Origin of the sequence: Shewanella sp. HL-SH8 (assembly GCF_051165765.1) — a bacterium.
GTDB lineage: Bacteria > Pseudomonadota > Gammaproteobacteria > Enterobacterales > Shewanellaceae > Shewanella > Shewanella glacialimarina.
In genome coordinates this window covers 4,074,694-4,097,311 of the sequence record NZ_CP195039.1, presented here as the reverse complement: position 1 = coordinate 4,097,311, position 22,618 = coordinate 4,074,694, and the positions used below count along the sequence as shown (strand labels likewise).

The following is a 22,618-nucleotide window of genomic DNA, read 5'->3' as shown; positions in this document are numbered from 1 at the left end:
TGCTGCGATAAAATAATAATCAATTCTAACAAATGGCCTGTAAAAAAGCGCCGTAAATTAAAGAATGGTCTCTAGATAGCCACTACCAAGCTGTTTCATTTGTCGCTCAACCCAAACCGCTCTTTGGCTTAGATAAGGGCTTAAATTATTAGGATTACGTTTGCGAGGGCTGGGCAGTAGCACGGCCAGTCGTGCGGCTTCATTTTTGCTGAGATAACGAGCCGATTTATTAAAATAGTGCTGACTTGCGGCTTCTACGCCGTAAATTCCTTGGCCAAATTCAGCCACGTTTATATACACTTCTAGAATACGTTTTTTACCCCAAATGACTTCAAGGCTAATGGCCAACATGGCTTCTAAGCCTTTGCGAATAAAGCTTCGCCCTGGCCATAATAGAAGGTTTTTGGCGGTTTGTTGGGTGAGTGTACTAGCACCCCGAAGCGCCTTTGCCATCATCATGTTGGTCAAGGGCTTTAGTGATGGCGCTTAAATCGACCCCAAAATGTTTAGTAAACAGTTGGTCTTCTGAGGCGACCATTGCCAGCGGGATATGCGATGGTAGCTTATCAATGCTTATCCACTGATAGCTCACAGGGTAAGGGCTTTGCAGCATAAATGACGTAGTGGGCGGTGCGATAAACCTTAATGCCAGTAACAATAACGCGAGTACCAGCATTAATCGCCACATGACATACCATGTCCAGCCGAAAACTCCCCGTGTACGATTTTGCATTAACGCCTCTTTGTTATATTTAGCCAGATTCTTGTGCTGGTCGCTATCGACGCGCAAGAGTATAGGATAAGCGCATTAAGACCAAATGCTAATCTGCCTTGTTTAAATTTTTTCTAAGGTTAGCTGGCTTTATTATAGCTGTAGTGATTGATTCTGCTTTAATTAGCATTTGTTATCGGCTGCTATTTCTGTACATATCAATACTGAATAGCTCACAATTAACGCTCATCTGCTCAGTCATTAATCTTGTCATATTAATTCGATATTTTCGTCATATTCACTGCGTAAGCTAGTGCTGATAATCAGTTAATTCAGCGTGTATTATTGCAAAAATGCATAACAACAGGCATGACAGCACGACAATATGGAGCAATAAGATGACAAGGCAAAAAAGCGTAATACTGGGAGTTATTTCTGTTTTGGCCAGTATGCTATGGGTTTCAGGCTGCAACAGTAACGATAATAATGATGATGCTAGCTCAGTAGGCGTTGATAAAAGTGTTAGCGCTCAAGTTGGTCCTAGACCGCTATTTTTAGTCGATCAAATGCAAGCCAGCGAGCTAAAAACGCAACTTACCCAGTGTGAGTCGGGGCCATTTTATCGCACGGACTTTTCGATTGGGCATCGTGGTGCATCAATGCAGTTTCCTGAGCACACTAAAGAAGCCTATCAAGCAGCGATTGATTCTGGTGCGGGTATTGTAGAATGTGACGTTACTTTTACCGCAGACAAAGAACTCGTATGTCGCCACTCACAGTGTGACTTAGCCACCACCACAAATATTTTGGCCATTCCAGCGCTTGCCAATAAATGTTCAGTGCCTTTCTCGCCAGCCGATGCAGCTAACGGGGTTAGCGCAACAGCCACGTGTTGTACCAGTGATATCAGCCTAGCTGAATTTAAAACCTTAAAAGGCAAGATGGATGGTTTTAATCCAAAAGCGACCACAGTTGCAGAGTTTATTGATGGTACACCAAATTGGCGCACAGACTTGTACGCAGGTAATGGCACCTTAATGACTCACGCTGAAAGTATTGCTTTGTTTAAAGCTGCTGGAGTGAAGATGACGCCAGAGCTTAAATCGGCCAGTGTGAGCATGCCCTATGATGGCTTTACTCAACAAGATTACGCCCAAAAAATGCTAGATGAGTATGCGGCGGCTGGGGTTGATGCTTCGCAGGTGTTCCCACAGTCATTTAATTTAGATGATGTTAAATACTGGATAGCCAATGCGCCAGAGTTTGCTGATCAAGCTGTGTATTTAGATGATCGTTATGATTTTAGCAGTGGTTTTGATCCCCAAAATAGCGCCACCTGGTCACCGAGCATGGAGATTTTGGCGGCAGATGGTGTGAAGATTATTGCACCGCCATTATGGGTGTTAGTCACTTTAGATGAGAATAAGGCGATAGTCCCTTCTGAATATGCCAAAGCAGCGACTGCAGCAGGTCTTAAAATAATTGCCTGGTCACTTGAGCGTTCAGGGCCCCTTAGCCAAGGCGCTGGAGGTTGGTATTATCAAAGCATTGCCGATGCGATTGATAATGAAGGTGACACCTTTGAGCTGTTAGATGTTTTAGCAAAAGATGTTGGGGTAATAGGCGTATTTTCAGACTGGCCCGCTACGGTAACTTACTATGCTAACTGTATGGATAAGTAAGCTACAGCGAGCTTTGTAGACTGAGTCGCTTTGCCTATTTTATTAGTGCCTGATTATTTAATTGATTGGTATGTAGTAGGTAGTGCGCGAGTAGGTTGGCTGATTTAACATAGTAAAAAGCGGGATAATCATCCCGCTTTTTTATGGCTATTTATTCGCTTTATAGCAAAGTTGCAGCGTTAATCAATTTCCCCTTTTAATTGGCATCTAGCATCAAAGTACCTGGCGGGCTTATTTATATTTCTGTTTTACGGTTTCAATCAAAGCTTGCCACTGCGGATACTCTTCGAAACTTTTTTGTAAGTCTCCCCATGGCGACAAAGTGTCATTAATATCGACCTGTTGATCTTGCTGAGTGGCTAAATAAAGATAATAAAACGCCGAGGCACGATAATTAGCAGCACAGTGCACCACCACAGGTTGATTGTTATTGGCCTTCATTAATGCAAAAAATTGCTCAACATTTTCAAGTGTCGGTTGTTGCCAATCAACGCTGATATTGTGGTATTGCATGCCCAGTTCTGTCACTATTTGTTGTTCATTTTTAAGGGCATTGGGGTTGTTATCGGGGATTAAATTTATGACGGTTTTAACGCCAGCTTGTTGCAATAATGCAAATTGCTCCGGCGTAGGTAAACCTGCGGTAATAACTTGATTTTGGTTAAACTTAACCGCTTTAATCTGCTGTAATTTACGGGTATCTAAGTTGTCGTTGTTGGCCATAGTGTGTGTGCTTATAAAAAGAAGTGATGCCACGAGATGGATGATGATGTGTAATAATTTCATTTGTTATCCTGCTTTGGCTTTTATTTAACCTTCAATAAGGCGCTTGATGTTATCTAGACTCGTGTCTGCATCCTGATAATCAAGCTTTATAGGGTAAAACTGCTGTTGATATTGCAACACTAATGACGGAAATCCTTGAATAGGCAGTTGCCTTGCTTGAGTTATTTCGGCCATTAACTGTTGCTCCACTTCCTCACTATGCATCTGTTGCTCAAAATGGTTTTTATCCATGCCTATGCTGACTGCCAGCTCAGATAACACAGCAATATCAGACGGGTTTTTTGCCCGTAAATAATAGGCTTGTTGAATGGCATTAATCATTTGCGCTTCTAAGCCAGATGCTCTTGCCACCAAAGCTGCGCGACAACTTGGGTAGGTTGAGCGTCTTGGCTGGCACACAGTCCAAAAATTGTGATTAAACTCAGTACCGAGTTGTTGGTGGATGTTATGCCATGTTTGCTGTAAAAATTGCTGCATCTCTACTGGCATGGGGGCGTGACAGTCGGGTGCTAAGCCACCGACTGTTAATTCAATGGCTAGTTTATCGGTAAACATTGCTAACTGATTTTGCAGTTTTGTCCACGTTGGTTGGTAGCCCCAGCACCAGCTGCACATAGGGTCGTAAACATAATATAGAATAGCTTTATTCATGGTTATTTTTGTAATCATCTGACACTTATCCACATAATGACATAGTTTACGCGTCTTTTAAGTATTGTTTAAATAGTGCTGAAAGGAGGTCGGAAATTAGCTATTTTTCAAAGCACTAAATAAATAATGTAAAGCTTGAGAAGCCCTTAACAGTCGTTATAATAATGATCTTGATCACAAAAGGAGAGACGTATGTTCGTAATGGGCTTGTCCAACGATGTCACTGATTCAATTGACGCAACCATTCAAAAAGGCGCATTTCGTGCTGAGGGTACGCTATGGATTGAGGAAGAGAACTTACATTTTGATCCTTTTAATCAAGACCTAGCTTACGGCCCTTATGCAATAGAGTTAGATAATATTAAGTCGGTAACCACTTGCTGGAGCCGCGGTACAGGAGTGATTCCTGTTGATGCTGATTCTATTCAAGTGATTACTTTAGATAGTCAAAAGTTTCGTTTTATTCTGGATTCACCTAAAGAGTGGACTGAAAAGATTTTATCTTTACTAACGCCTAAATTATCACTTAAATCATCGACTAAACCTTCGTCTAAATCATTAGCTAAAAATGCGTTAAATGAATAATGTTCCACTGAGTTTAGTGCCAATAACGGAGGCTGATTTAGCCACCTTATTTGCGTTTGAAAGTGACCCGATCGCAAGCCAAATGGCAGACTTTCCTGCACGAGATAAAGCCGACTTTTATTTACATTGGCAACAAAAAGTCATAGGCGTACCGGACGCGATAGCACAAGGAATATGGCTGCAAGGTCAGCTTATAGGTAGCATGCTAAGTTGGTACGATTCTAATGATAGCTTGATTGAAAACGGACGTTTAATAGGTTACTGGATTGACCGTGAATATTGGGGGCGGGGCATAGCCACTCAAGCTTTAGAGTTGTTTTTACCTTTGCTACCTAAAGAGCCGTTATTTGCCTACGTAGCCGCGCATAATATCGGCTCACTAAGGGTGATTAAGCGATATGGCTTTATGCCAGTGGCGTTGACGGCTGAACAAGCCATAGGCTTACCTGAAGGATTAGGCTTGTATAGAAAAGTCGATTAATAAAAGTGGTGTTTAAAAGTGCTTAGTGACAGTATAGCTGGCGCATTTTTATCGTGCGAATAACGAAAGAACATTTATGATTTAACCCGCTAATGCTAAAATCTTGCCTTCATTTTGGGAGAACCACATGTCTTTTGGCGCGCTAGCATTACATCCGCAATTATTATCACGTTTAACTGCGCTTAACTTTACCCAACCGACGGCGATTCAAACAGAGGCAATACCGGTTATTTTATCGGGTAAAGATGTCATGGCCGGTGCTCAAACTGGTACAGGAAAAACCGCAGCATTCTGCCTGCCGATCCTACATCAATTGCTCAGTCTCCAAGATAACCAACTTGAGCAAGCTAATACAAATCAAGCTAGCACTGCTGAAGCGAATGAAAAGCAGGCCGATGAACTTTTAGAGATAAGCTCTGCTAATTCAGGCGCCATTCACTCTGGCTCAGCTAATTCAAGCCGAGCGAGAAAGGTGAAAGCATTAGTATTAACCCCTACCCGCGAATTAGCCCAACAAGTACACCATAATTTAACTCAGTTGATGGCTGATACTGATCTCAAGGCGGCATTACTTTACGGTGGTGTTAGCACCCAAGCTCAAATTAGTGAGTTAGCTGCTGGGGTTGATGTCATTGTTGCCACCCCAGGCCGCTTACTGGACTTATTACGTCGACGGGCAACCAGCTTATCTGCGGTTGATTACTTTGTCATTGATGAAGCCGACCGCATGTTAGACATGGGCTTTAGAGATGAAATCATCGAAGTATTAAAACGCTTACCTAAACAGCGGCAAACCTTGTTATTTTCCGCTACCTTAGATGACCGTATTTTTTCATTTAGTAAGCGGTTACTTACCCAGGCTAAAGTGATTGAAACCCACGCCCGCAATCAAACCGCAGTCACGGTTACCGAGCGAGTTTATAATGTCGATACACACAAAAAATGTGATTTACTTTGTAAGCTTATAACCGTTGAAAAATGGCAACAAGTATTGATTTTTAGCCGTACCAAGCAAGATGCCGATGTGTTGGTGAAACAAATGAGCCAACGCGGGGTAAAAGTGGCGGCTTTGCATGCTGACTTATCGCAATTAATACGTGAGCAAGTACTTACTGACTTTAAGGCTGGCGAATTAACCGCGCTAGTTGCCACCGATGTTGCCGCACGTGGAATTGATATTGCTCAGTTGGATTATGTGGTTAATATGGAGTTGCCTTTTAAACTTGAAGACTATGTGCATCGCATTGGACGCACTGGCAGAGCAGGGCAAGCAGGTCATGCGATTACTTTATTAAGTGTCGACGATGAACCATTTTTAATAAAACTAGAAGCTTATTTAGATAAGCGTTTACCACAACAATGGTACCCAGGGTTTGAACCCGATTTAACCCAGGTTGCCCCAGTGACGCGTAAAACCAAGAAAGGCTCGTTAAAGCAACAAGCCAGGCAAAAAGCATTGGCGCAATCAAAACGTTAGAATGGTGTTTCACAAGGCTGTGGTTGTTAATCAGGTAACCTAGGTATAAGCGCTTCTGTGATGCGCAGCAAGCATATCTGTGCAAGCTTAATGGCAACTATTGCTTTCATGGTTAAAGAAATTAGCTATTTGGAGAGGAACAAAATTGACTCTGTTGTCGATGGTTACTGCCACGATTGCTGGTGGAGTTATTCTTGTGGCAAAGCTTGAGCGGATCGTCATTTCGCTTATATTACATTAATAAATAAGCTATCTTGTAATATACAGGATGCAGAACATGCCGAGCTGTTAATTTATTTAATGTTAGTAAATAGTCCCAAGGAACCATTTATGCTGATTGAACATGACATTGCAGACGTATGTGTTGGGATGTATGTGGTCGAAATCACTGAACCTAAAGATACGTTTTCGTTAGCTAAGCCTGGGGTACTTAAAAGTGAGCGTGTTATCGAAGCATTAAAGCGCAAATCTGTCACTAAGCTGTTAATTGATACCAGTAAAACAGAGACAATTGAAATTGTTAAAAACGTACCAATACCTCCAAAGATAACAGCGACTAAGCCTGTTACAACTAACTTTTTTAATCACGAATTAGCCAAAGCTCGCCAAGTTTTTGATGAATCTAAAAATATCCAAAAAAAGTTATTCCATAATGCACAACATGGTTTGCCGTTAGACATGGACCCGGTTCAAAAAATTACTTCCGAATCGACAGATTTAATTTTCAATAACCCAAATGCGCTTTCGTGTGTACTTAATATTCGCAATAAAGATGAATATTTGCTTGAGCACTCAGTGTCAGTATCGGTATTGATGACTATGTTTGCCGTGTATAAAAAAATCGATAAAGAGATTGTTAACCAACTCGCTATCGGTGCTTTTTTACATGATGTCGGTAAAATTATGATCCCCGATCGTATTCTGAATAAACCCGATAAATTAACCGATGAAGAGTTTCATATTATGAAAACTCACGCCAATTACTCGATTGAAATCATGAAAAATACCTCAGGAATCAGTCAGCTTAGTCTCGAGGTTGCAAGCTTACACCATGAAAAAATCAATGGGTTAGGTTATCCATTTGGCGTCGCCGCAGAAAAAATTACCCTTTACGGAAGAATGATCAGCATTTGCGATATTTTCGATGCGCTTACTTCACACCGCTGCTATAAGCAAGGCTATGCCCAAGTAAAAGCCTTTAGTATTTTACGAGTATTAGCTGAAAAAAATGAATTAGATAAAGACTTAGTTGATGAATTTATTCGTTGTATGGGTGTTTACCCTGTGGGCTCAGTGGTGCTTCTTGAGTCAAATAGGCTGGCTATTGTCGAAGGCCATAACCCGAAAGACCCTATTCGCCCTCTTGTGAAACCGTTTTATCATTTAAAACCCAATCACTTTGAAACAGGACAAAAGATTGATTTGGCTACAGTCACCGACGACTTAATCGTTAAATGTGTCCGTGCAGATGATTTTAATCTCAATATGGAACAAATTATTGAGTATTTAGCTCATGAGGGCTAGCGTGTAAAATAGTGCCAATTTAACTTTAATCTAAGTGAGTTCAACGTTTGATTTGTCACATAGCTAACCGCTTTCATTTACCTCCCAGTTTTTAGATAATATCCCATGCCGTTTCTATACTTGAATTATAACAAAGGTTACCGTCACTGAAGTGAAAAGGCGTTACGTTAAAAAGGGCTTGATTACAGCTTTAAAGTGTTGTAATTCTGACGTTTACTAATCGTAGTCTTAAGTTTGAAATGATGAATACGTCTCAATATTTGCAATCATAATACTGGCTTAATCGGCCAATTAGCCTTTGTATCTTGATTGCTGCATTAGGGCTGTTTCTGTTATCATCACTGATCGGATATTCTACGCCCGCTAATGTTGCAGATTAACCTCAACGGTTAATGGATTGTGCTTAGAATACGCGCTTTAAATATGTGATATCTATCGACAGCTTTTCGCCTACAGGTAACCTTTATGATTAACCACTTCACTGTACTGGGTGTTAAAGCCAGTGCCAAAGAAGATGAAATAAAAAAAGCCTATAAACGTTTATCCAACAAGTATCACCCAGATAAACTACTCTTAGCCTCAGATGAAGAACGGCAGCAAGCAGAAGTGCAACTGCAAAGAGTCAAGAAAGCTTATGACGTGCTAAGTGATAAAAAAACTCAGAAACGCATTCATCAAAGACTTTAATAACGTGATAGTGACAGATCCTACCGCCGCAATGCGCGAGCTGTGGGACCAATTTTACCCTTGAGTATCCCATGGCCAAATCATTAAATATTGCTCGTATCCATGAGCTTAAAAACAATGCCTATGACAATATCGAGTCATATAACGACCCCGATACGCCAAAGGCATTAGAAAATTTTTCTCGTCAGATAAAAGAAATTTTACTGGCTGATATTAGCATGCTGTCTTCAGTACCAGAATACTTACCCGTTGCCTTATTTGGCCAGGTTAAGTTTGCCCCTGACGCCCTACTTAAATGGGCGCACTGGATAGATAATGCTATTCAACCAGAGTGGGATGAATTTAAAGTCAGTATCGCTTTTAATAATGGCGATATCCCTTTAGTGCAAGCGGTACGCGCCCAAGGCGAGTCGTTACTAATTGAAAGTTGCGCGGTATTGTATTTGCTTAATCAAGAAGCCAATGGCTCGAAGAAAAAAGCCAAGCCAGCACATGAAGATGACGATGAAGAATACGGCCAATCTAATAGCGACTATGATGATGACGATAATGATAGCGACGAAGAAGGCTATTACGATCAATATGATGATGAGGACAGATAATGACCACCAGTTTGATTGAAATTACCGCTCAAGAAATAAAGCAACTTGCGGACGTTGAACCACAGCAAGCCAGCAAGCGTTTTGAGATCATCGCTAATACCATGACAGACGCCCAACTTGTGGACGTTATTGAGCTGATGGATATCGTTACCTTGACGCAAATCAACAGCCATCATGACATTTCTTGCCCGTCAATCATGTCTGAGTTGATGAGCCCAGAGCAAATTCGTGACATCGTTTGTCAGCAGCCCTTATATTGGGAAGAGCAAATAAAGACCAATGCCGATGAGCTGCTTGCTCACACCTTTGAGTTTTTAACGTATTTAATCCGCATTCAAGGCAGTGAAGAAAAACAAGCCGCTATTTTGGAATGTATTGCCGATGATCCTGCTGGTCTGTTTTATTTATCGATTCCTTTTATTGAGCTTATTCTTGCGCCCAGTGAAGCAGAGGAAGGCTCACCTGAACGTGATCATTATGACGATGAAGACGACGGTACAACGGTTGGTTATGACAATTGGCATGCCAATGAAGAATCGCACAGCCTTAGCATGGATGATCCACGCAGCTTAATGGCGCTTATTCAAGAGCTTACACCAGAGGTTGCCAAGTCGATTAAAAACTTACTGCGCAACGAAAGTTCTGGCTGGGAGCAAATCATCGCTAAGTTCGTTAATGAATTGGTTTTACAGGCGAAAGATAAAAACCAAGTGGCCGATGAATATGCTGAAGTCGACGATATGTTTAGCTTTTTAGATTAAGGATTCCAACTATGCAACTGGCATTACGGGACCCAAATCAAGGGCCATACCTGACAAAAGTGATAGCTTACGGTCAAAGCGAAAACAAACTAAGCCAAGATGAGCTCGAACAAATAAAGGCTAAGGCGATTTTAATGAGCCTTAAGCTGGCTGATAAGTTCTACAACAAGCATAAAGTGCACTTGTTAGAACATGCAGCACACGATGTTATTGGTGTGGTCAGCATAGGGCTTATTGCCTTAACAGGCCAAGAGCCTGCAGCATCTTTACCTTTGCTGCAAGGTCCTGATGGGGTACTTAAGTGCTTTCAAAAGGGCTGGAGCTTGCTCACCCACGCAAGCAGTTTGAACACCAACAAATCACTTTATGGTGATGTGAGCGAAACTTTACTTGAAAACGTGTCTAGCCCGCCGGATATGGAAGAATGGTTGGGCTGGCAAAGTTATCAAAGTGCGTTAACCGAGCATCAACGTCAGCAAGGTATTAAAGCGCTATTGCAGGCGTTTTATGTTACCTCAGATCACGACCCTTTAGATTGTCTTAATCTTGAAGCTGTATTGGCTGAAGCGGTGATTTATCGCACCTTATTTGCTGATCGCGGCGTAAGACAAGATCTTAAAAAACGCTTAGGTAAAATTGAACTTGATGATGCTTGGTTTAATGGCGATTATTTGATGGCGCAAACTGAAAATGCCATTGCTAAATTGCCTCAAGATTTAGCTGAGATAATCCGTCAAGATTTAAGCAAGCATTACATTCAAGGTTTACTGCGTACCTTAAGTTTTGCTAAAGGCTATCGCGAGTTGCAAATGCAAGGCGCAAGCCTGGAGAAGCTTGAGCGATTTGAGCAAAAAGAAGGCCTACACGGCTTACTGGGTTGGCCGCTATACTTAGATTTGTAGTGAGTTAGACTTATAGTGAGTTAGACTTATAGTGAGTTAGATTTATAGAAACAGCTAGATTGTAGACGCAGCTAGCGTAATGGCGCTTAAGGTCTTATTTAGTTCCAACTTAGTCCCAACAATAAACATAGCGACCTTGAGTCGCTATTTTTTTAGCTATTTTTTAGCATTAGCCTGCTGTCTTTAAACTGCCACTTTTCTGTCATCTAATTTATGCTCAATTGTCATAAACCCCGCTTATCTTATGTCCGGAAACTAATCTTATAAAAAGAAAGTTTACTTGTTGCAGATGACAACGATCTCGAAAACACCTAGACATTCAAAGGACATATTATGAGCAAAGCGACATTTGATCCACGACGTTTTAATAACAGCGATAACACACCTTTTGCACAGGTGATGGAAAAACATTTATCTCGTCCGTAACTTTGTTAAAAGAGGCCTAGGGATCAGTGCGATGACCGCATTCGCCGGTGTGGGATTAACCGCCTGTGGCTCAGACGACAATACAGTAACACCCAATCCAACGCCGACTCCTACACCTACACCAACTCCAATTCCGCCAACAAAAAGCTCTGCGGTATTAGGTTTTGATTCTATTGCAGGTTCAAAAACCGGCGCAGTGGCGATTCCTGCCGGTTATTCAGCGTACGTGCTTGCGCCATGGGGAACGCCATTGAACGCTAAAGCCGCGGCCTGGAAAGCAGATGGAACCAATACAGGTGAAGACCAGGCTAATTCAGTGGGTATGCACCATGATGGTATGCATTTTTTCCCACTTAATGACTCAAATGATGATGGTTTATTATGTATTAACCATGAATATATTGATGAAGATGCGCTGCATCCAACAGGACCAACTTTTGATGCCAATGGTAAGCGCACCATCATTGATGAAATTCGCAAAGAAATCAATGCCCATGGTGTGTCAGTGGTACGCATTAAGCTGAATAACGGCATGTGGGAAGTGGTTAGCAATGATGCCCATAACCGTCGTTTTACCGGCGCAAGTGTGATGGACATTGCTGGTCCTATGGCTTATACCAGTTACTTAGAAACACGTTACTCACCCGATGGCAGCCAGGCCCGTGGAACATTAAATAACTGTGGCAATGGCAGCACACCTTGGGGCACTTACTTAACCTGCGAAGAAAACTGGCCGGGATATTTTGTCAATAAAGGCACATTACCAGCTGACCAATCACGTATTGGTATTTCAAAGTCTGGTACCCGTTATGGCTGGGATCACCTAGCCGGTGATGATGATGAAAGATTAGATGAATTTGCCCGTTTTGATATTACACCGTCAGGGACAAGTGCGGGTCAGGATTACCGTAACGAAGCTAATGGTCACGGTTATATTGTAGAAATTGACCCGTACAACCCTAATTCACGTGCGGTAAAACGTACCGCCTTAGGCCGTTTCCGCCATGAAGGCTGTACTTTTGGTAAGTTAGAAGAAGGCAAACCAATTACTTTTTATTCAGGTCATGACTCTCGTTTTGAATACTTATATAAATTTGTCTCTGATGCCGTGTGGGTAGCAGCAGATGCGAATACCAGCAATCGTATTGCTATGGGTGATAAGTACATGAATGCGGGTACGCTTTATGTGGCTAAGTTTAGTGAAGACGGCGTGGGTGAGTGGTTGCCATTAACTTTAGATGCAGTAACAAAAGATGGCAGCACCTTAGCCAGCAGTTTTGATACTCAAGCAGCGATTATTTTAAACACCGCCGGTGCTGCTGATTTAGTTGGTGCAACTCCGATGGACCGTCCTGAATGGGCAACGGTTGATCCATTTACTGGCAGTGTTTATTTAACATTAACCAATAACACTAAGCGTACTGAAGCAAACACAGCTAACCCTCGCTTAAACAACAGTTTTGGTCATGTTATTCGTTGGGACGAAGGCGATAAAGCCACCGAGTTTAGCTGGGATATCTTTGTATTTGGTTCACCAACCGACGGTGATGCAGAGACTAACTTGTCAGGTTTAGACGACTTAAATCAATTTGCTAGCCCAGATGGTTTAGCGTTTGATGCCCGTGGTATTTTATGGGTGCAAACCGATAACGGTGCCGATGAAGTGACCTCTTATACCAATGATCAAATGCTAGCGGTTGTGCCCTCTACTTTGGTTGATGCTGATGGTAAGCAGCAAGTGATTAGCGCAGAAACCCAAGCGCAACTGAAGCGTTTCTTTGTTGGCCCTAATGATTGTGAAGTGACAGGCTTTGCTATTACACCTGATTATAAAACAGCGTTTGTTAATATTCAGCATCCAGGTAACTGGCCATACTCGAATAACGCGACTGAAGTCACTCCAGCGGGTACTCAGCTTCGTCCCCGCGCTGCCACTGTGATGATCCGTAAAAACGATGGCGGCGAAATCGGCATTTAATCGGACTGATTTAATAGCTCCTACTTAGTAGCACCTGTTTAACAGTGCGGAGTATTAATAAAATTGCCCTAGACGTAAAGTCTTAGGGCCTTTTTTATTAGCTGAGTATGATGTTTTTTCAACAGCATCAGCAAGCGCAAGCGCATCGGTCTCTAAATCAGTGGACGCGACAAAGGACAGGCTTAATTAGTTAGCCAGTGCATAACCACCTTTTAGGTGGGCGATATGTGAAAACCCTAGGCGCTGCATAGCTTGAGCGGCCACAAGAGATCGACTTCCGCTACGGCAAACTAACACCCATTCACTGTCTTTATCATGCTGATGTTGTTGCATAAATTGTACTAAACGCGTTAATGGCACATTTTCACAAGCCTTTGACGTATGGTGTAAAGCGTATTCGTGGGGCTCGCGGATATCAATTAATTTAACCTTAGAGGAATGTAAGGCGATATCTAAACTGGCTGCTGAATACTCTCTGATGGGTTTAAGTTTGCTGCAACTCGCTGTGGGTAAAGCACCGCAGAGTATTTCACTGCCGGTTTGATCATTAAGCTGGCTGTCCAGTGCTAACTTACGCGCCACAAATTCATCCACTGTGATGGTGTTTTGACTCACCTGTTGTAGTAACGGATTGCGCAGGCACTCAGCACTTAAGTGAGTGGCAAATTCATTTTGATAATCGTGGCTTGCACAAATAAGACTTTGTGGTGCTAAGACAGAGCTGAGTAATTGAATGCTGCCATACATGGATACTGCACTGCTACTGTCGAAATTAGTCCGCCCTAGGGTGCCCATTAAAATAGTGTCCCCACAAAAAGCAAATAAAGTGTTACTGGCTAATGTGTCTGAGCCGCTTAAAGGCTGGCACAGTAGCAAGCTTATACTGTCATCGGTATGCCCAGGCGTAGGCACTTTGACTAGCCATTTGTCAGCCAACTGAATGTATTCCAATTGGCGGCCATTTTCTGTCACTGATAAGGCAGTTTGGGGCCAACCTAATCCGTCACACTGAATGCTTTGCGGATTTTTTTCCGCCAGCAATAACCGTCCTGAAACATGGTCAGCGTGGCCGTGGGTATCAATAATGGCGATTAAATCTAACTGCTGACATTGCAGTAAGGTATCTAAACGCTCTGTTAACTCTGGCAGAGGGTCAATAATAAACGCTTTCTTTGAGGCCGCTTCGACATAAACCCAGGTGCAGCTAGCGCCTGAGCGTAATTGTACTAAACCATTTAAAGGGGTTTTATCATCCATGTTAGCACTATCTAGCACCATGCAACTTTGGGTTAAGGCTTGGGCGGTACTGATAATACGCTGACAAGCTTGACTCACTTCAGCTTGGGTCATGGCAGGGCCAAAAGACAGTCTAATAGCCGACTCACTTTGCCAGGCTGGTAAGCCCATAGCATCTAACACAAAGCTACGGGTGACTTTAGATGAGCATGCAGAACCTGAACTAACGCGAATATTAGCGGCGTCAAATAAGTCCATTATTTCTTTGCTGCTAAAGCCTTTAATTGCAAAGTTCAGTGTCGTTGGCACGCTATTGTCAAAGCTGTGATTAAACACAATTTGCGGAAAAGCTTGCCTTAGGGTGTCGGCAAGTTGTTTGCGGTATGCATGTAAGGTTTGATGACTGGCAAAGCATGAGTCTGTTGCAACCAGTTGGTCAAAAACAACATTAATCGCCGCCATGCCTGGCAGGTTTTCAGTGCCTGAGCGCTGGCCGCTTTCTTGTCCACCACCGGCAATGACCGGCGTAAGTGGCGCATTTTCTCTGATATAAATAAACCCTATGCCTTTTGGCGCATACAATTTATGGCCGCTAAAGGGCGCATAGTCGATAGTGGTTTGAGCCAGATTAAGCGATATTTTCCCAAGGGCTTGTACACAATCCACTAACCAAAAAATAGTGCTGCTGGCTTGGCGAATGGTAGTTTCTAAGGCGCTTAGGTCTTGATACACCCCGGTTTCGTTATTCACCGCCATGGTACAAATCATTAATGATTTAGGCGCATACTGGCTAATAAAGTCATGATCTAAGTTGCCATAACCATCAACCGGAATGGCGATGACCTTTGCATTGATACCAAGCAAGGCATTCCAATGTTTAAGCGACTCTGGCACGGCTTTATGTTCTGTTGCGCCATAGAGTAAATAGCAATCTTCGCCCCGTTGTTGAGTGGCTTTTAAGGCTTCTCTGGCACTGATTAATGCGGACAGAATAGCGGTTTGAATGCCTTCGGTTGCGCCGCTGGTGAAAATGATTTTGCCATTTTCAGAACCTAATATTTGCTTCGCTTTGTTGCGGGTCTGTTCCATTAAATCTTTGGCGCGAAGGCCGGTGATGTGGCTTGAACTTGGGTTACCAAACAGCAGCTCCATGGCCGACAGTGCAGCTTGGGCGGCTTGAGGTAGCACAGGGGTTGTCGCATTGGCATCTAGGTATATTTGGCTCAGGTCGTGGTTATTATTCATTTAGATCAACTCTGCTTGGTATTATTAGGTGAAACTGTATATTTCTTTTTGTTATATCTAATCTCGTTTTGTTATATTAGCAGTTTGGTGATCAGTTACAAGCCTAAACTTATGGTGATTTATCTTTGAAGATTCTATTAATCAGCTTTGTTGAACGCTTACCTTTGATTACCTTGTTTAAAGTATTTTTCGAGCGCTTTCTTGAACCAAAACACCTTGCAACGTATGATGCGTTTTTTTTCAGCAGGCCCTAAGATGCGTCATTTAACCACTCGTTATCATCCTGAAACGCCGGCAGCATTTATTGATAATAATTCGTCCACTATGCTGACACGTTTGGCTGCCCGTGCCATTGTGCTTCGTGGCAACCATATTTTGATGTTGTACACCCAGCGTTATCATGACTATTCACTGCCGGGCGGCGGGGTCGATGCGGGTGAGGACATAGTGCAAGGTTTAGTGCGTGAGCTGCGGGAAGAAACCGGTGCTAATGTCACTGGTGACATCATTCCATTTGGTTTGTATCAAGAATACCGTCCATGGCGACGTAACGGTTTTGAATCGGTCAAGATGCTGTCTTACTGTTATGTATGTCAAATTGAAGATGAATTGGGTGACACCCAGTTTGAAGCACACGAGATCAGTAATGGTATGACCCCGGTGTGGATTGATATTGATACCGCGATTTCCCATAATCTGGAAACTATTGCTAGCAGTGACAAGAAAGGCTTATCGATAGAAAGAGAAACCTTTTTACTGCAGTTGATTAAAGCAGAGTTATTGAACTAAGCCGTAGGCGACTTTTAAACTTTCGGCGACTTTATGGTCAAAGTCGCGGTCAATGACACGTGCAATAACATTCACTCAATGTCTGCTATTCCATTTTCCTGTGACACGATTGAAGTTCAAGATAGGCAGTTAAATACGTACCTTGATAACCACTTTACGGACTTTTTGCGGCGTAGCAAACGTGCCTGGCATGTGCATATCACCAGGAAAGAAAATAGCAAACATACCGGTTTTTAAGGCAATAAATGCCGCATCTTGTTTATTTGATTCGAAGTCAAACTCGGCATAATCATGTTTGTCATAATACGGCTTAGACGGTGTTTGATCCGCTAACGGTAAATAACCAAACTCTTCTGCACCACTGACCACATATTGGACATCAATATATTGCTGATGTACTTCAAATGGCTCAATTTCTCTTGGTTTGGTTTCATAATCATTGACGATAACAAACAGGTTTTTACCGTCTAGTTCATAGTTACCAACAGCTTTGGCGGTAAAATCTGTTTCAGCTAAGTGTGCTAATGCCAAGGCTAAACGTGGATGCAGTTTTGTATATAGATGGCGATTTGCTAAAGTGTCAACAATCATAAGAGTTCCAATGAATAATTCAGCAGTGAAAGTGTCATAGTATGGCAATAATATCACTGTTTTAACTCTTCAAGTATTAGAGGATCAACATTTGTCAGCATTACGGCTTATTGCAGGTGAAACGGCTTTTAAACAGATAGAAGCGCAAGGTTTACAGCAAGGTATGTTTACCCAGCTATTAGCGGCTTCAGGTGGTCCTAAGTGGATTGGTATTGCAGGGTTAGACAAGTATATTTTTGGTGAGTTTTTTAAGGACCGTCAAGATCCGTTATATATGCTGGGAGCCTCTTCCGGTGCATGGCGTTTAGCATGTTTAGGACAAGACAACCCTTTAGCAGCCTATGAGCGATTAGAACATTTTTATATCACTCAGCGTTATGACGATGTGCCCACCAGAGAGCAAGTCACTCAACAAGTGCAGGGTGTGGTTGATGGTATTTTAGGCGATAAAGCGGGGACGGATATTATTGCTAACCCGATATTTCGGGATCATATTATTGCCTGTCGAGCCCGTCATGTGAATAGCAGCCAGTCTAAGGTGGGCATTGCCATTGGTTTGGCCTTAGCTGCGGCCAGTAATAGCGTTAACCGTAAAAGTATTGCATGGCATTTTGAACGTATTTTACTGAGCCATAAAGATGCCGCATCTCCGTTTGGGCGCTTAAAAGACCTACCAACCAAGCAAATGGCACTGACTGAAAATAATATTCGCCAGGCACTGCTCGCCACCGGTTCAATTCCATTATTACTTGATCCAGTGCGCGACATTGATGGTCTGCCAAAAGGTAAGTATTACGATGGTGGCATTACCGATTATCATTTTGATTTACCCCTACCCAAAGAAAGTGGCTTAACCTTATATCCACATTTTTACCCGCATATGAGCCCAGGTTGGTTTGATAAGTCACTGATATGGCGTAAGGCCCGCAGTAATTATCACAACGCGCTCATTCTGGCGCCATCGGCTGAATTTATTGCCTCGCTACCCTATGGCAAAATTCCAGATCGTGAAGATTTTAAGCATCTTGATACCCAATCTCGGATTGATTATTGGCAAACAAGTATTAAACAGAGCCAAAAGTTAGCTGATGAGTTAGCAACTATTGTGGCCAATGGTACCGTAATGGATCATCTTGAGGCTTGGTAAATTACTGGTATTGTGGAACAAAGTAAGTTGCATTTTCAGTCGTACATTAGCATTAATTTATCTTAATTTACTGTTGGTTTTTTCATCGTTGACTACACTGATATGGAGCAGCATCTTATTGATGCTCGCTTTTTTGGTGCTTCACCTTGATGGTGTTGGAGGCGAAAATGCAAACACGTGAAATGGCTTTACTGATACAAGATGCGGTGTTGTTGCCAAATGGCCGGCTCGAGTTTAGGGTTGCTTTTCCTGCTGAATTGGCGCTGGTGGCATCAGTGCTTAAAGGTGAATACGGTTTAGCCATGGCAGCGCTAAAGGCTAAAAGTGAACTGCCCTGTTATCGCAGTATTACCGAGTGTGAAATTATCGACTTTCACCAACTAGAAGATAAGTCGCTGAGTATTGTGTTAGAAGGTAAGCAACGCTTAAAAGTATTATCGGCAGCTAAACAGCACAATGGCGTATGGATAGCACGGACTCTACCTTGTCAGAATTGGCGCCATGAGCCGATAGTGGGTAAGTTTGAAATTATCAGTGCAGCGCTTGAACAGTTTTATGAAGTTAACCCTGATTTACTTGGTTTGTATTCACAAATTCATTTAGAAGACGCCACTTGGGTAAGCCAGCGTTGGTTAGAGGTTTTGCCCATGTATAGTCGTGATAAGTTACGTTTGGTAGATCAGCCCAATTGTCACAAAACCATGGACTTTGTCCTGCAATTACTAAAATCCCATGTTGATGTATAACCTGATAATATAAGGGTATCTATTCGGTACCCTGATAATTTTATGTCGAAATCTACTCACGAGTCACTTTTAGTTACTGGCGCTATCGCGGCGCAGCCATCCTATGTTGTCTTACCTCGCACGAGTGAATCCTCTACAGTTTATCCAACAGTGTTGGCTTTTTTAATTGATAAGTTTCCACAAATATCACCCTCAGCGTGGGATCAACGGATTAAAGAGGGCAAAGTACATTGGCAAGATGGCCAATTAATTGATTGCCAAAGTGAATATGCCGCAACCAAACGGGTTTATTATTATCGTGAAGTTGCAGTTGAAAAAAAAGTGCCTTTTACCGAGCAAATTCTTTATCAAGATTCCCATAAAATCATTGTCTATAAACCGCATTTTTTACCGGTTACCCCTGGTGGTAATTATGTGAATGAATGCTTAGTACACCGTTTACGTATTCGCACTGGAATAGACACAATAGCCCCAGCTCATCGGCTTGATAAAGACACCGCTGGCGTGATGTTGATGACGGTAAATCCTGAGACTCGACATGCTTATCATCAACTTTTTCTCGATGATAAAATTAAAAAAACCTATCAAGCAGTGGCCGAGTTACCACAAGACTTCGCCTTAAATCAGATGATGTTGCCATATCATTGGACCATTAAGAATCGGCTAGAACGTGGAATACCTAGTTTTACCATGCAGATTGTTGACGGGCCTAGTAATAGTCATTCTGAGATTACATTACTCAAAATTAACAATAACCTAGGACTTTTTGAACTGGAACCCGTTACCGGTAAAACCCACCAATTACGGGTACACATGCAGAGTTTAGGCATGCCTTTATTACATGACCGCTTTTATCCCACACTGCAGGCTAAAGGCGAAGATGATTTTGACAAACCTTTACAGTTATTAGCGCAGCGTTTGCAGTTTGTTGACCCAATCACTCATGAAGTTAATGATTGGTGCTGTGAAGGACTCACTATGTGATTTAAGCTATGTTAACAAAGGCTTTTAAAGGCTACCTAATGACTTTATCGTTAACAGTAATGCACTCAGCGTACACAAAATTAACGTTGCTTTGCGGGTTTTATCTTTATCGACTCGCCCAACAATTCGTCCTGCAATGATGTACCCTGCAATGACGGATGGTAGCAGTAACAAGGATAACCAAAGGTGTTTTACTTCAACCAAACCGACTATAGCTAAAATAGCGAGTGCGATCATCGAGCTGAAGATAAAAAAGGCTGATAGTGCCGCCCTAAATTGGCTGGCATCTTTTCCGGCCAGCAAAATAGCCATTGGCGGTCCACCAATGGCGGCAATGTTGCCAAAAATACCTGAGACAATACCCGCAATAAATAAGGTTATCCGATTCACAGGTGCGGATAATTTAAAAATACTTAATAAAACCGCTGTAAATACAATAGCAGCAATGGCTAGTCCTAATATTGGTTGAGGGGCGAGCAATAGTAAGCTTGCGCCCAAAAAACCACCCGGAACTCTGCCAAGTAACGCATATTGCAATCCATTAAATTCTAAATGGCTACGCTCTCTGAATAAGGTCATTAGTGAAATTGCAAACCCCATCACAATCACTGGAACGGGCACTAACTGTGGGTCGATAATATACAGTAAGGGACTGGCGACTACGGCTAAACCGAAACCGATTAAGCTTTGGGTTAATGCGCCACAAAAAATAATAACTGAGGCGAGTAATAACGTGGTGGGATCAATGAATGGCATGCAATGACTCTTAGTAACTAACGTTTTTCAACACAAGTATTTGTATATTGATTGATATCAATTGTTTGATCGTGTCTAAAAACAAAATTCCATCAAGATAACTACCCTGACTAAGCAGGATATTCATCTTGATGGAATGAATAGCAGATGTGAAATGACTTAAAAGTGATTAATTACTCTAAATCTTCCCATTCAATACCCATTTGGTCCATCAATGCTTTCGCTTCACGCGGAATGCTGTCAGGCTCATCTTTTGATAAGTCATGATCATCGGGCAATGGTTGACCCGTGTAAGCATGTAAAAAAGCTTCGCAAAGTAATTCACTATTTGTCGCGTGACGTAAATTATTTACCTGGCGACGAGTGCGCTCATCGGTCAGTACTTTCAATACTTTTAACGGAATTGAAACTGTGATTTTTTTTACTTGTTCATTCTTCTTGCCGTGTTCGGCATATGGGCTAATATAGTCGCCATTCCACTCAGTCATTAACTCACCCTTTACTTTAAATACGGTGCAGATTTTAAACCCTTAAAGTTTCTAGTCAAATTATTGCTGTGTTTTAGTGCACATTGCAAATAGATTTCTTTATGTTTAGACGTCTAAACGTCTATTTTTGTTGACCTGAGCTGCTCAGTTAGGTAAATTTAGCCATCTAGACATCTCTTTGTGTGTTCGTAATGTTAGGAATCAATCATGACCAAGTCTTGTAAACAACATAGCAATGCTACTGTCGCAGTCCGACAGGGGATTGAAAGTGACACACAACATGGTGCAGTTGTCCCGCCAATTTATTTATCGACCAATTATTCTTTTGATGGCCATAAAAATCCGCGTGAGTTTGATTACAGCCGTTCAGGCAATCCAACACGTTGTATTTTAGGCGAAGCCTTAGCCAAATTAGAGCAAGGGGCTACCGGAGTGATAACCTGTACTGGCATGGCTGCCATTACGCTAGTGACCTATTTATTAGGCCCAGACGATTTATTGGTTGTGCCACATGATTGCTATGGAGGTAGTTACCGTTTATTTACTAACCTGGCCAAAAAAGGTCAGTTTAAATTGGCCATCGTTGATCAAACCAACGCGGCAGCATTAGCAGAAGCCATTGCCAAAAAACCCAAAATGGTGTGGTTAGAAACGCCGTCTAATCCATTACTGCGTGTGGTCGACATTGCCGCCATTGCTACTGCAGCAAAAGAAGTTGGCGCATTGGTTACCGTGGATAACACCTTTTTATCACCTATTTTGCAGCAGCCTTTAAATTTAGGGGCTGATATCGTTATCCATTCCACGACCAAATATATCAATGGTCACAGTGATGTGGTTGGCGGCGCTGTTGTAGCTAAAGATCCAGACATCGGCGAGTTACTGCATTGGTGGTCAAACACCTTAGGCTTAACGGGATCAGCGTTTGACAGTTACCTTACTCTGCGTGGTATTCGTACTTTAGCAGTGCGAATTCGTGAACATCAAGCCAATGCCAAACAGATAGTTGATGCGCTATGTCAAAGCCCTGTGGTGGCAAAAGTGTATTATCCAGGATTAACGGATCATCCTGGACATGAAATTGCGAAAAAACAGCAAAAAGGCTTTGGCGCTATGCTCAGTTTCGAGCTAAAAGGTGGCGAAGCAGAGGTTGTAGCATTCTTAGATGCGTTAACCTTGTTCAGTGTTGCTGAAAGTTTAGGCGGAGTGGAAAGTTTAATAGCCGTTCCTGCGACTATGACCCATAGAGCAATGGATGCCCAAGCCCGTTTTGAGGCTGGCGTTAAAGATACATTATTGAGACTATCTGTTGGTATTGAAGATGGTGAAGATTTAGTGGCAGATATTAAAGCCGCATTAGCTGCAGTCGCAGCGCTGTAGTT

Annotated in this window: 19 protein-coding genes and 3 pseudogenes; 15 read left to right on the top strand and 7 right to left on the bottom strand. The window is 42.4% G+C overall.

Annotated elements, in window-relative coordinates; translation table 11 throughout:
- Window positions 1–57: 57 nt before the first annotated feature.
- Window positions 58–538: pseudogene (gene mtgA / locus ACRWQN_RS18190) on the bottom strand (monofunctional biosynthetic peptidoglycan transglycosylase).
- Between the two features lie 623 nt (window positions 539–1,161).
- Here mtgA and ACRWQN_RS18185 point away from each other — a divergent pair.
- A complete protein-coding gene (locus tag ACRWQN_RS18185) occupies window positions 1,162–2,394 on the top strand; it encodes a glycerophosphodiester phosphodiesterase family protein (protein WP_434940698.1) in 1,233 nt (410 codons plus the stop codon).
- A 231-nt stretch (window positions 2,395–2,625) separates the two neighbouring features.
- Here the strand turns inward: ACRWQN_RS18185 and ACRWQN_RS18180 are convergent, their stop codons facing one another.
- A complete protein-coding gene (locus tag ACRWQN_RS18180; RefSeq protein ID WP_434939244.1) occupies window positions 2,626–3,180 on the bottom strand; it encodes a protein tyrosine phosphatase family protein in 555 nt (184 codons plus the stop codon).
- 24 nt (window positions 3,181–3,204) lie between these two features.
- Window positions 3,205–3,849 (bottom strand): DsbA family protein, encoded by a 645-nt coding sequence (locus ACRWQN_RS18175; RefSeq protein WP_434939243.1) that lies wholly within the window; start codon window positions 3,847–3,849, stop codon window positions 3,205–3,207.
- Window positions 3,850–4,023: 174 nt separating this feature from the next.
- On the opposite strand from ACRWQN_RS18175, the gene ACRWQN_RS18170 reads away from it, so the two are divergent.
- From ACRWQN_RS18170 to ACRWQN_RS18130, 9 genes and pseudogenes are all read left to right on the top strand, one after another.
- A complete protein-coding gene (locus tag ACRWQN_RS18170) occupies window positions 4,024–4,416 on the top strand; it encodes a hypothetical protein (RefSeq protein ID WP_434939242.1) in 393 nt (130 codons plus the stop codon).
- Window positions 4,409–4,897: a GNAT family N-acetyltransferase gene (locus ACRWQN_RS18165; RefSeq protein ID WP_434939241.1), complete on the top strand. Its 489-nt coding sequence runs from the start codon at window positions 4,409–4,411 to the stop codon at window positions 4,895–4,897. Before ACRWQN_RS18170 ends, ACRWQN_RS18165 begins: the two co-directional genes overlap by 8 nt.
- Window positions 4,898–5,024: 127 nt before the next feature.
- On the top strand, window positions 5,025–6,374 hold the full coding sequence (locus tag ACRWQN_RS18160) for a DEAD/DEAH box helicase (protein WP_434939240.1): 1,350 nt from the start codon (window positions 5,025–5,027) through the stop codon (window positions 6,372–6,374).
- Window positions 6,375–6,704: 330 nt separating this feature from the next.
- The gene (locus ACRWQN_RS18155; protein WP_434939239.1) at window positions 6,705–7,898 is read left to right on the top strand and encodes an HD-GYP domain-containing protein; all 1,194 of its coding nucleotides are present in this window, start codon (window positions 6,705–6,707) and stop codon (window positions 7,896–7,898) included.
- 465 nt (window positions 7,899–8,363) lie between these two features.
- Window positions 8,364–8,649, top strand: a pseudogene (gene atcJ / locus ACRWQN_RS18150) (cold adaptation protein ActJcold adaptation protein ActJ).
- Window positions 8,650–8,656: 7 nt separating this feature from the next.
- Complete coding sequence (gene atcA, locus ACRWQN_RS18145; RefSeq protein ID WP_226413077.1) at window positions 8,657–9,187, top strand: cold adaptation protein AtcA; 531 nt, start codon at window positions 8,657–8,659, stop codon at window positions 9,185–9,187.
- Window positions 9,187–9,948, top strand: coding sequence for a cold adaptation protein AtcB (atcB, locus tag ACRWQN_RS18140; protein ID WP_226413079.1), 762 nt, complete (start codon window positions 9,187–9,189; stop codon window positions 9,946–9,948). Before atcA ends, atcB begins: the two co-directional genes overlap by 1 nt.
- Before the next feature lie 11 nt (window positions 9,949–9,959).
- Complete coding sequence (gene atcC / locus ACRWQN_RS18135) at window positions 9,960–10,850, top strand: cold adaptation protein AtcC (RefSeq protein ID WP_434939238.1); 891 nt, start codon at window positions 9,960–9,962, stop codon at window positions 10,848–10,850.
- Window positions 10,851–11,183: 333 nt separating this feature from the next.
- Window positions 11,184–13,254 (top strand): annotated as a pseudogene (locus tag ACRWQN_RS18130) (PhoX family protein).
- 186 nt (window positions 13,255–13,440) lie between these two features.
- On the opposite strand, the gene ACRWQN_RS18125 reads toward ACRWQN_RS18130, so the two are convergent.
- Entirely contained in the window at window positions 13,441–15,735 is a 2,295-nt protein-coding gene (locus ACRWQN_RS18125; RefSeq protein ID WP_434939237.1) for an aminotransferase class V-fold PLP-dependent enzyme, read from the bottom strand.
- A 255-nt stretch (window positions 15,736–15,990) separates the two neighbouring features.
- On the opposite strand from ACRWQN_RS18125, the gene ACRWQN_RS18120 reads away from it, so the two are divergent.
- Window positions 15,991–16,524 carry an NUDIX hydrolase gene (locus ACRWQN_RS18120; protein WP_434940697.1) on the top strand — a complete coding sequence of 178 codons (534 nt, stop codon included), beginning with the start codon at window positions 15,991–15,993 and terminating at the stop codon, window positions 16,522–16,524.
- Window positions 16,525–16,653: 129 nt separating this feature from the next.
- Here the strand turns inward: ACRWQN_RS18120 and ACRWQN_RS18115 are convergent, their stop codons facing one another.
- On the bottom strand, window positions 16,654–17,115 hold the full coding sequence (locus ACRWQN_RS18115) for a YhcH/YjgK/YiaL family protein (protein ID WP_434927259.1): 462 nt from the start codon (window positions 17,113–17,115) through the stop codon (window positions 16,654–16,656).
- 91 nt (window positions 17,116–17,206) lie between these two features.
- On the opposite strand from ACRWQN_RS18115, the gene ACRWQN_RS18110 reads away from it, so the two are divergent.
- The 3 genes from ACRWQN_RS18110 (at window position 17,207) to ACRWQN_RS18100 (ending at window position 19,992) form a co-directional block, all read left to right on the top strand.
- The gene (locus tag ACRWQN_RS18110) at window positions 17,207–18,262 is read left to right on the top strand and encodes an alpha/beta hydrolase (protein ID WP_434939236.1); all 1,056 of its coding nucleotides are present in this window, start codon (window positions 17,207–17,209) and stop codon (window positions 18,260–18,262) included.
- Window positions 18,263–18,429: 167 nt separating this feature from the next.
- Window positions 18,430–19,008 (top strand): LON peptidase substrate-binding domain-containing protein, encoded by a 579-nt coding sequence (locus ACRWQN_RS18105; RefSeq protein ID WP_434927257.1) that lies wholly within the window; start codon window positions 18,430–18,432, stop codon window positions 19,006–19,008.
- A gap of 42 nt (window positions 19,009–19,050) precedes the next feature.
- Complete coding sequence (locus ACRWQN_RS18100) at window positions 19,051–19,992, top strand: pseudouridine synthase (protein WP_434939235.1); 942 nt, start codon at window positions 19,051–19,053, stop codon at window positions 19,990–19,992.
- Window positions 19,993–20,016: 24 nt separating this feature from the next.
- Here the strand turns inward: ACRWQN_RS18100 and ACRWQN_RS18095 are convergent, their stop codons facing one another.
- Both ACRWQN_RS18095 and metJ read right to left on the bottom strand, forming a co-directional pair.
- Window positions 20,017–20,748, bottom strand: a complete 732-nt coding sequence (locus ACRWQN_RS18095; protein ID WP_434939234.1) for a TSUP family transporter — start codon at window positions 20,746–20,748, stop codon at window positions 20,017–20,019.
- 173 nt (window positions 20,749–20,921) lie between these two features.
- Complete coding sequence (gene metJ, locus ACRWQN_RS18090) at window positions 20,922–21,236, bottom strand: met regulon transcriptional regulator MetJ (protein ID WP_188840950.1); 315 nt, start codon at window positions 21,234–21,236, stop codon at window positions 20,922–20,924.
- A gap of 207 nt (window positions 21,237–21,443) precedes the next feature.
- Here metJ and metB point away from each other — a divergent pair, with 207 nt between their 5' ends.
- The gene (gene metB / locus ACRWQN_RS18085; RefSeq protein ID WP_434939233.1) at window positions 21,444–22,616 is read left to right on the top strand and encodes a cystathionine gamma-synthase; all 1,173 of its coding nucleotides are present in this window, start codon (window positions 21,444–21,446) and stop codon (window positions 22,614–22,616) included.
- Window positions 22,617–22,618 lie beyond the last annotated feature (2 nt).

What these genes read in the sequence shown, in the direction of transcription:
- ACRWQN_RS18185 (WP_434940698.1), top strand. Translation starts at nt 1,162, where the DNA reads ATGCTATGGGTTTCAGGCTGCAACAGTAACGATAATAATGATGATGCT.
- ACRWQN_RS18180 (WP_434939244.1), bottom strand. Translation starts at nt 3,180, where the DNA reads ATGAAATTATTACACATCATCATCCATCTCGTGGCATCACTTCTTTTT.
- ACRWQN_RS18175 (WP_434939243.1), bottom strand. Translation starts at nt 3,849, where the DNA reads ATGATTACAAAAATAACCATGAATAAAGCTATTCTATATTATGTTTAC.
- ACRWQN_RS18170 (WP_434939242.1), top strand. Translation starts at nt 4,024, where the DNA reads ATGTTCGTAATGGGCTTGTCCAACGATGTCACTGATTCAATTGACGCA.
- ACRWQN_RS18165 (WP_434939241.1), top strand. Translation starts at nt 4,409, where the DNA reads ATGAATAATGTTCCACTGAGTTTAGTGCCAATAACGGAGGCTGATTTA.
- ACRWQN_RS18160 (WP_434939240.1), top strand. Translation starts at nt 5,025, where the DNA reads ATGTCTTTTGGCGCGCTAGCATTACATCCGCAATTATTATCACGTTTA.
- ACRWQN_RS18155 (WP_434939239.1), top strand. Translation starts at nt 6,705, where the DNA reads ATGCTGATTGAACATGACATTGCAGACGTATGTGTTGGGATGTATGTG.
- atcA (WP_226413077.1), top strand. Translation starts at nt 8,657, where the DNA reads ATGGCCAAATCATTAAATATTGCTCGTATCCATGAGCTTAAAAACAAT.
- atcB (WP_226413079.1), top strand. Translation starts at nt 9,187, where the DNA reads ATGACCACCAGTTTGATTGAAATTACCGCTCAAGAAATAAAGCAACTT.
- atcC (WP_434939238.1), top strand. Translation starts at nt 9,960, where the DNA reads ATGCAACTGGCATTACGGGACCCAAATCAAGGGCCATACCTGACAAAA.
- ACRWQN_RS18125 (WP_434939237.1), bottom strand. Translation starts at nt 15,735, where the DNA reads ATGAATAATAACCACGACCTGAGCCAAATATACCTAGATGCCAATGCG.
- ACRWQN_RS18120 (WP_434940697.1), top strand. Translation starts at nt 15,991, where the DNA reads ATGCGTCATTTAACCACTCGTTATCATCCTGAAACGCCGGCAGCATTT.
- ACRWQN_RS18115 (WP_434927259.1), bottom strand. Translation starts at nt 17,115, where the DNA reads ATGATTGTTGACACTTTAGCAAATCGCCATCTATATACAAAACTGCAT.
- ACRWQN_RS18105 (WP_434927257.1), top strand. Translation starts at nt 18,430, where the DNA reads ATGCAAACACGTGAAATGGCTTTACTGATACAAGATGCGGTGTTGTTG.
- ACRWQN_RS18100 (WP_434939235.1), top strand. Translation starts at nt 19,051, where the DNA reads ATGTCGAAATCTACTCACGAGTCACTTTTAGTTACTGGCGCTATCGCG.
- ACRWQN_RS18095 (WP_434939234.1), bottom strand. Translation starts at nt 20,748, where the DNA reads ATGCCATTCATTGATCCCACCACGTTATTACTCGCCTCAGTTATTATT.
- metJ (WP_188840950.1), bottom strand. Translation starts at nt 21,236, where the DNA reads ATGACTGAGTGGAATGGCGACTATATTAGCCCATATGCCGAACACGGC.
- metB (WP_434939233.1), top strand. Translation starts at nt 21,444, where the DNA reads ATGACCAAGTCTTGTAAACAACATAGCAATGCTACTGTCGCAGTCCGA.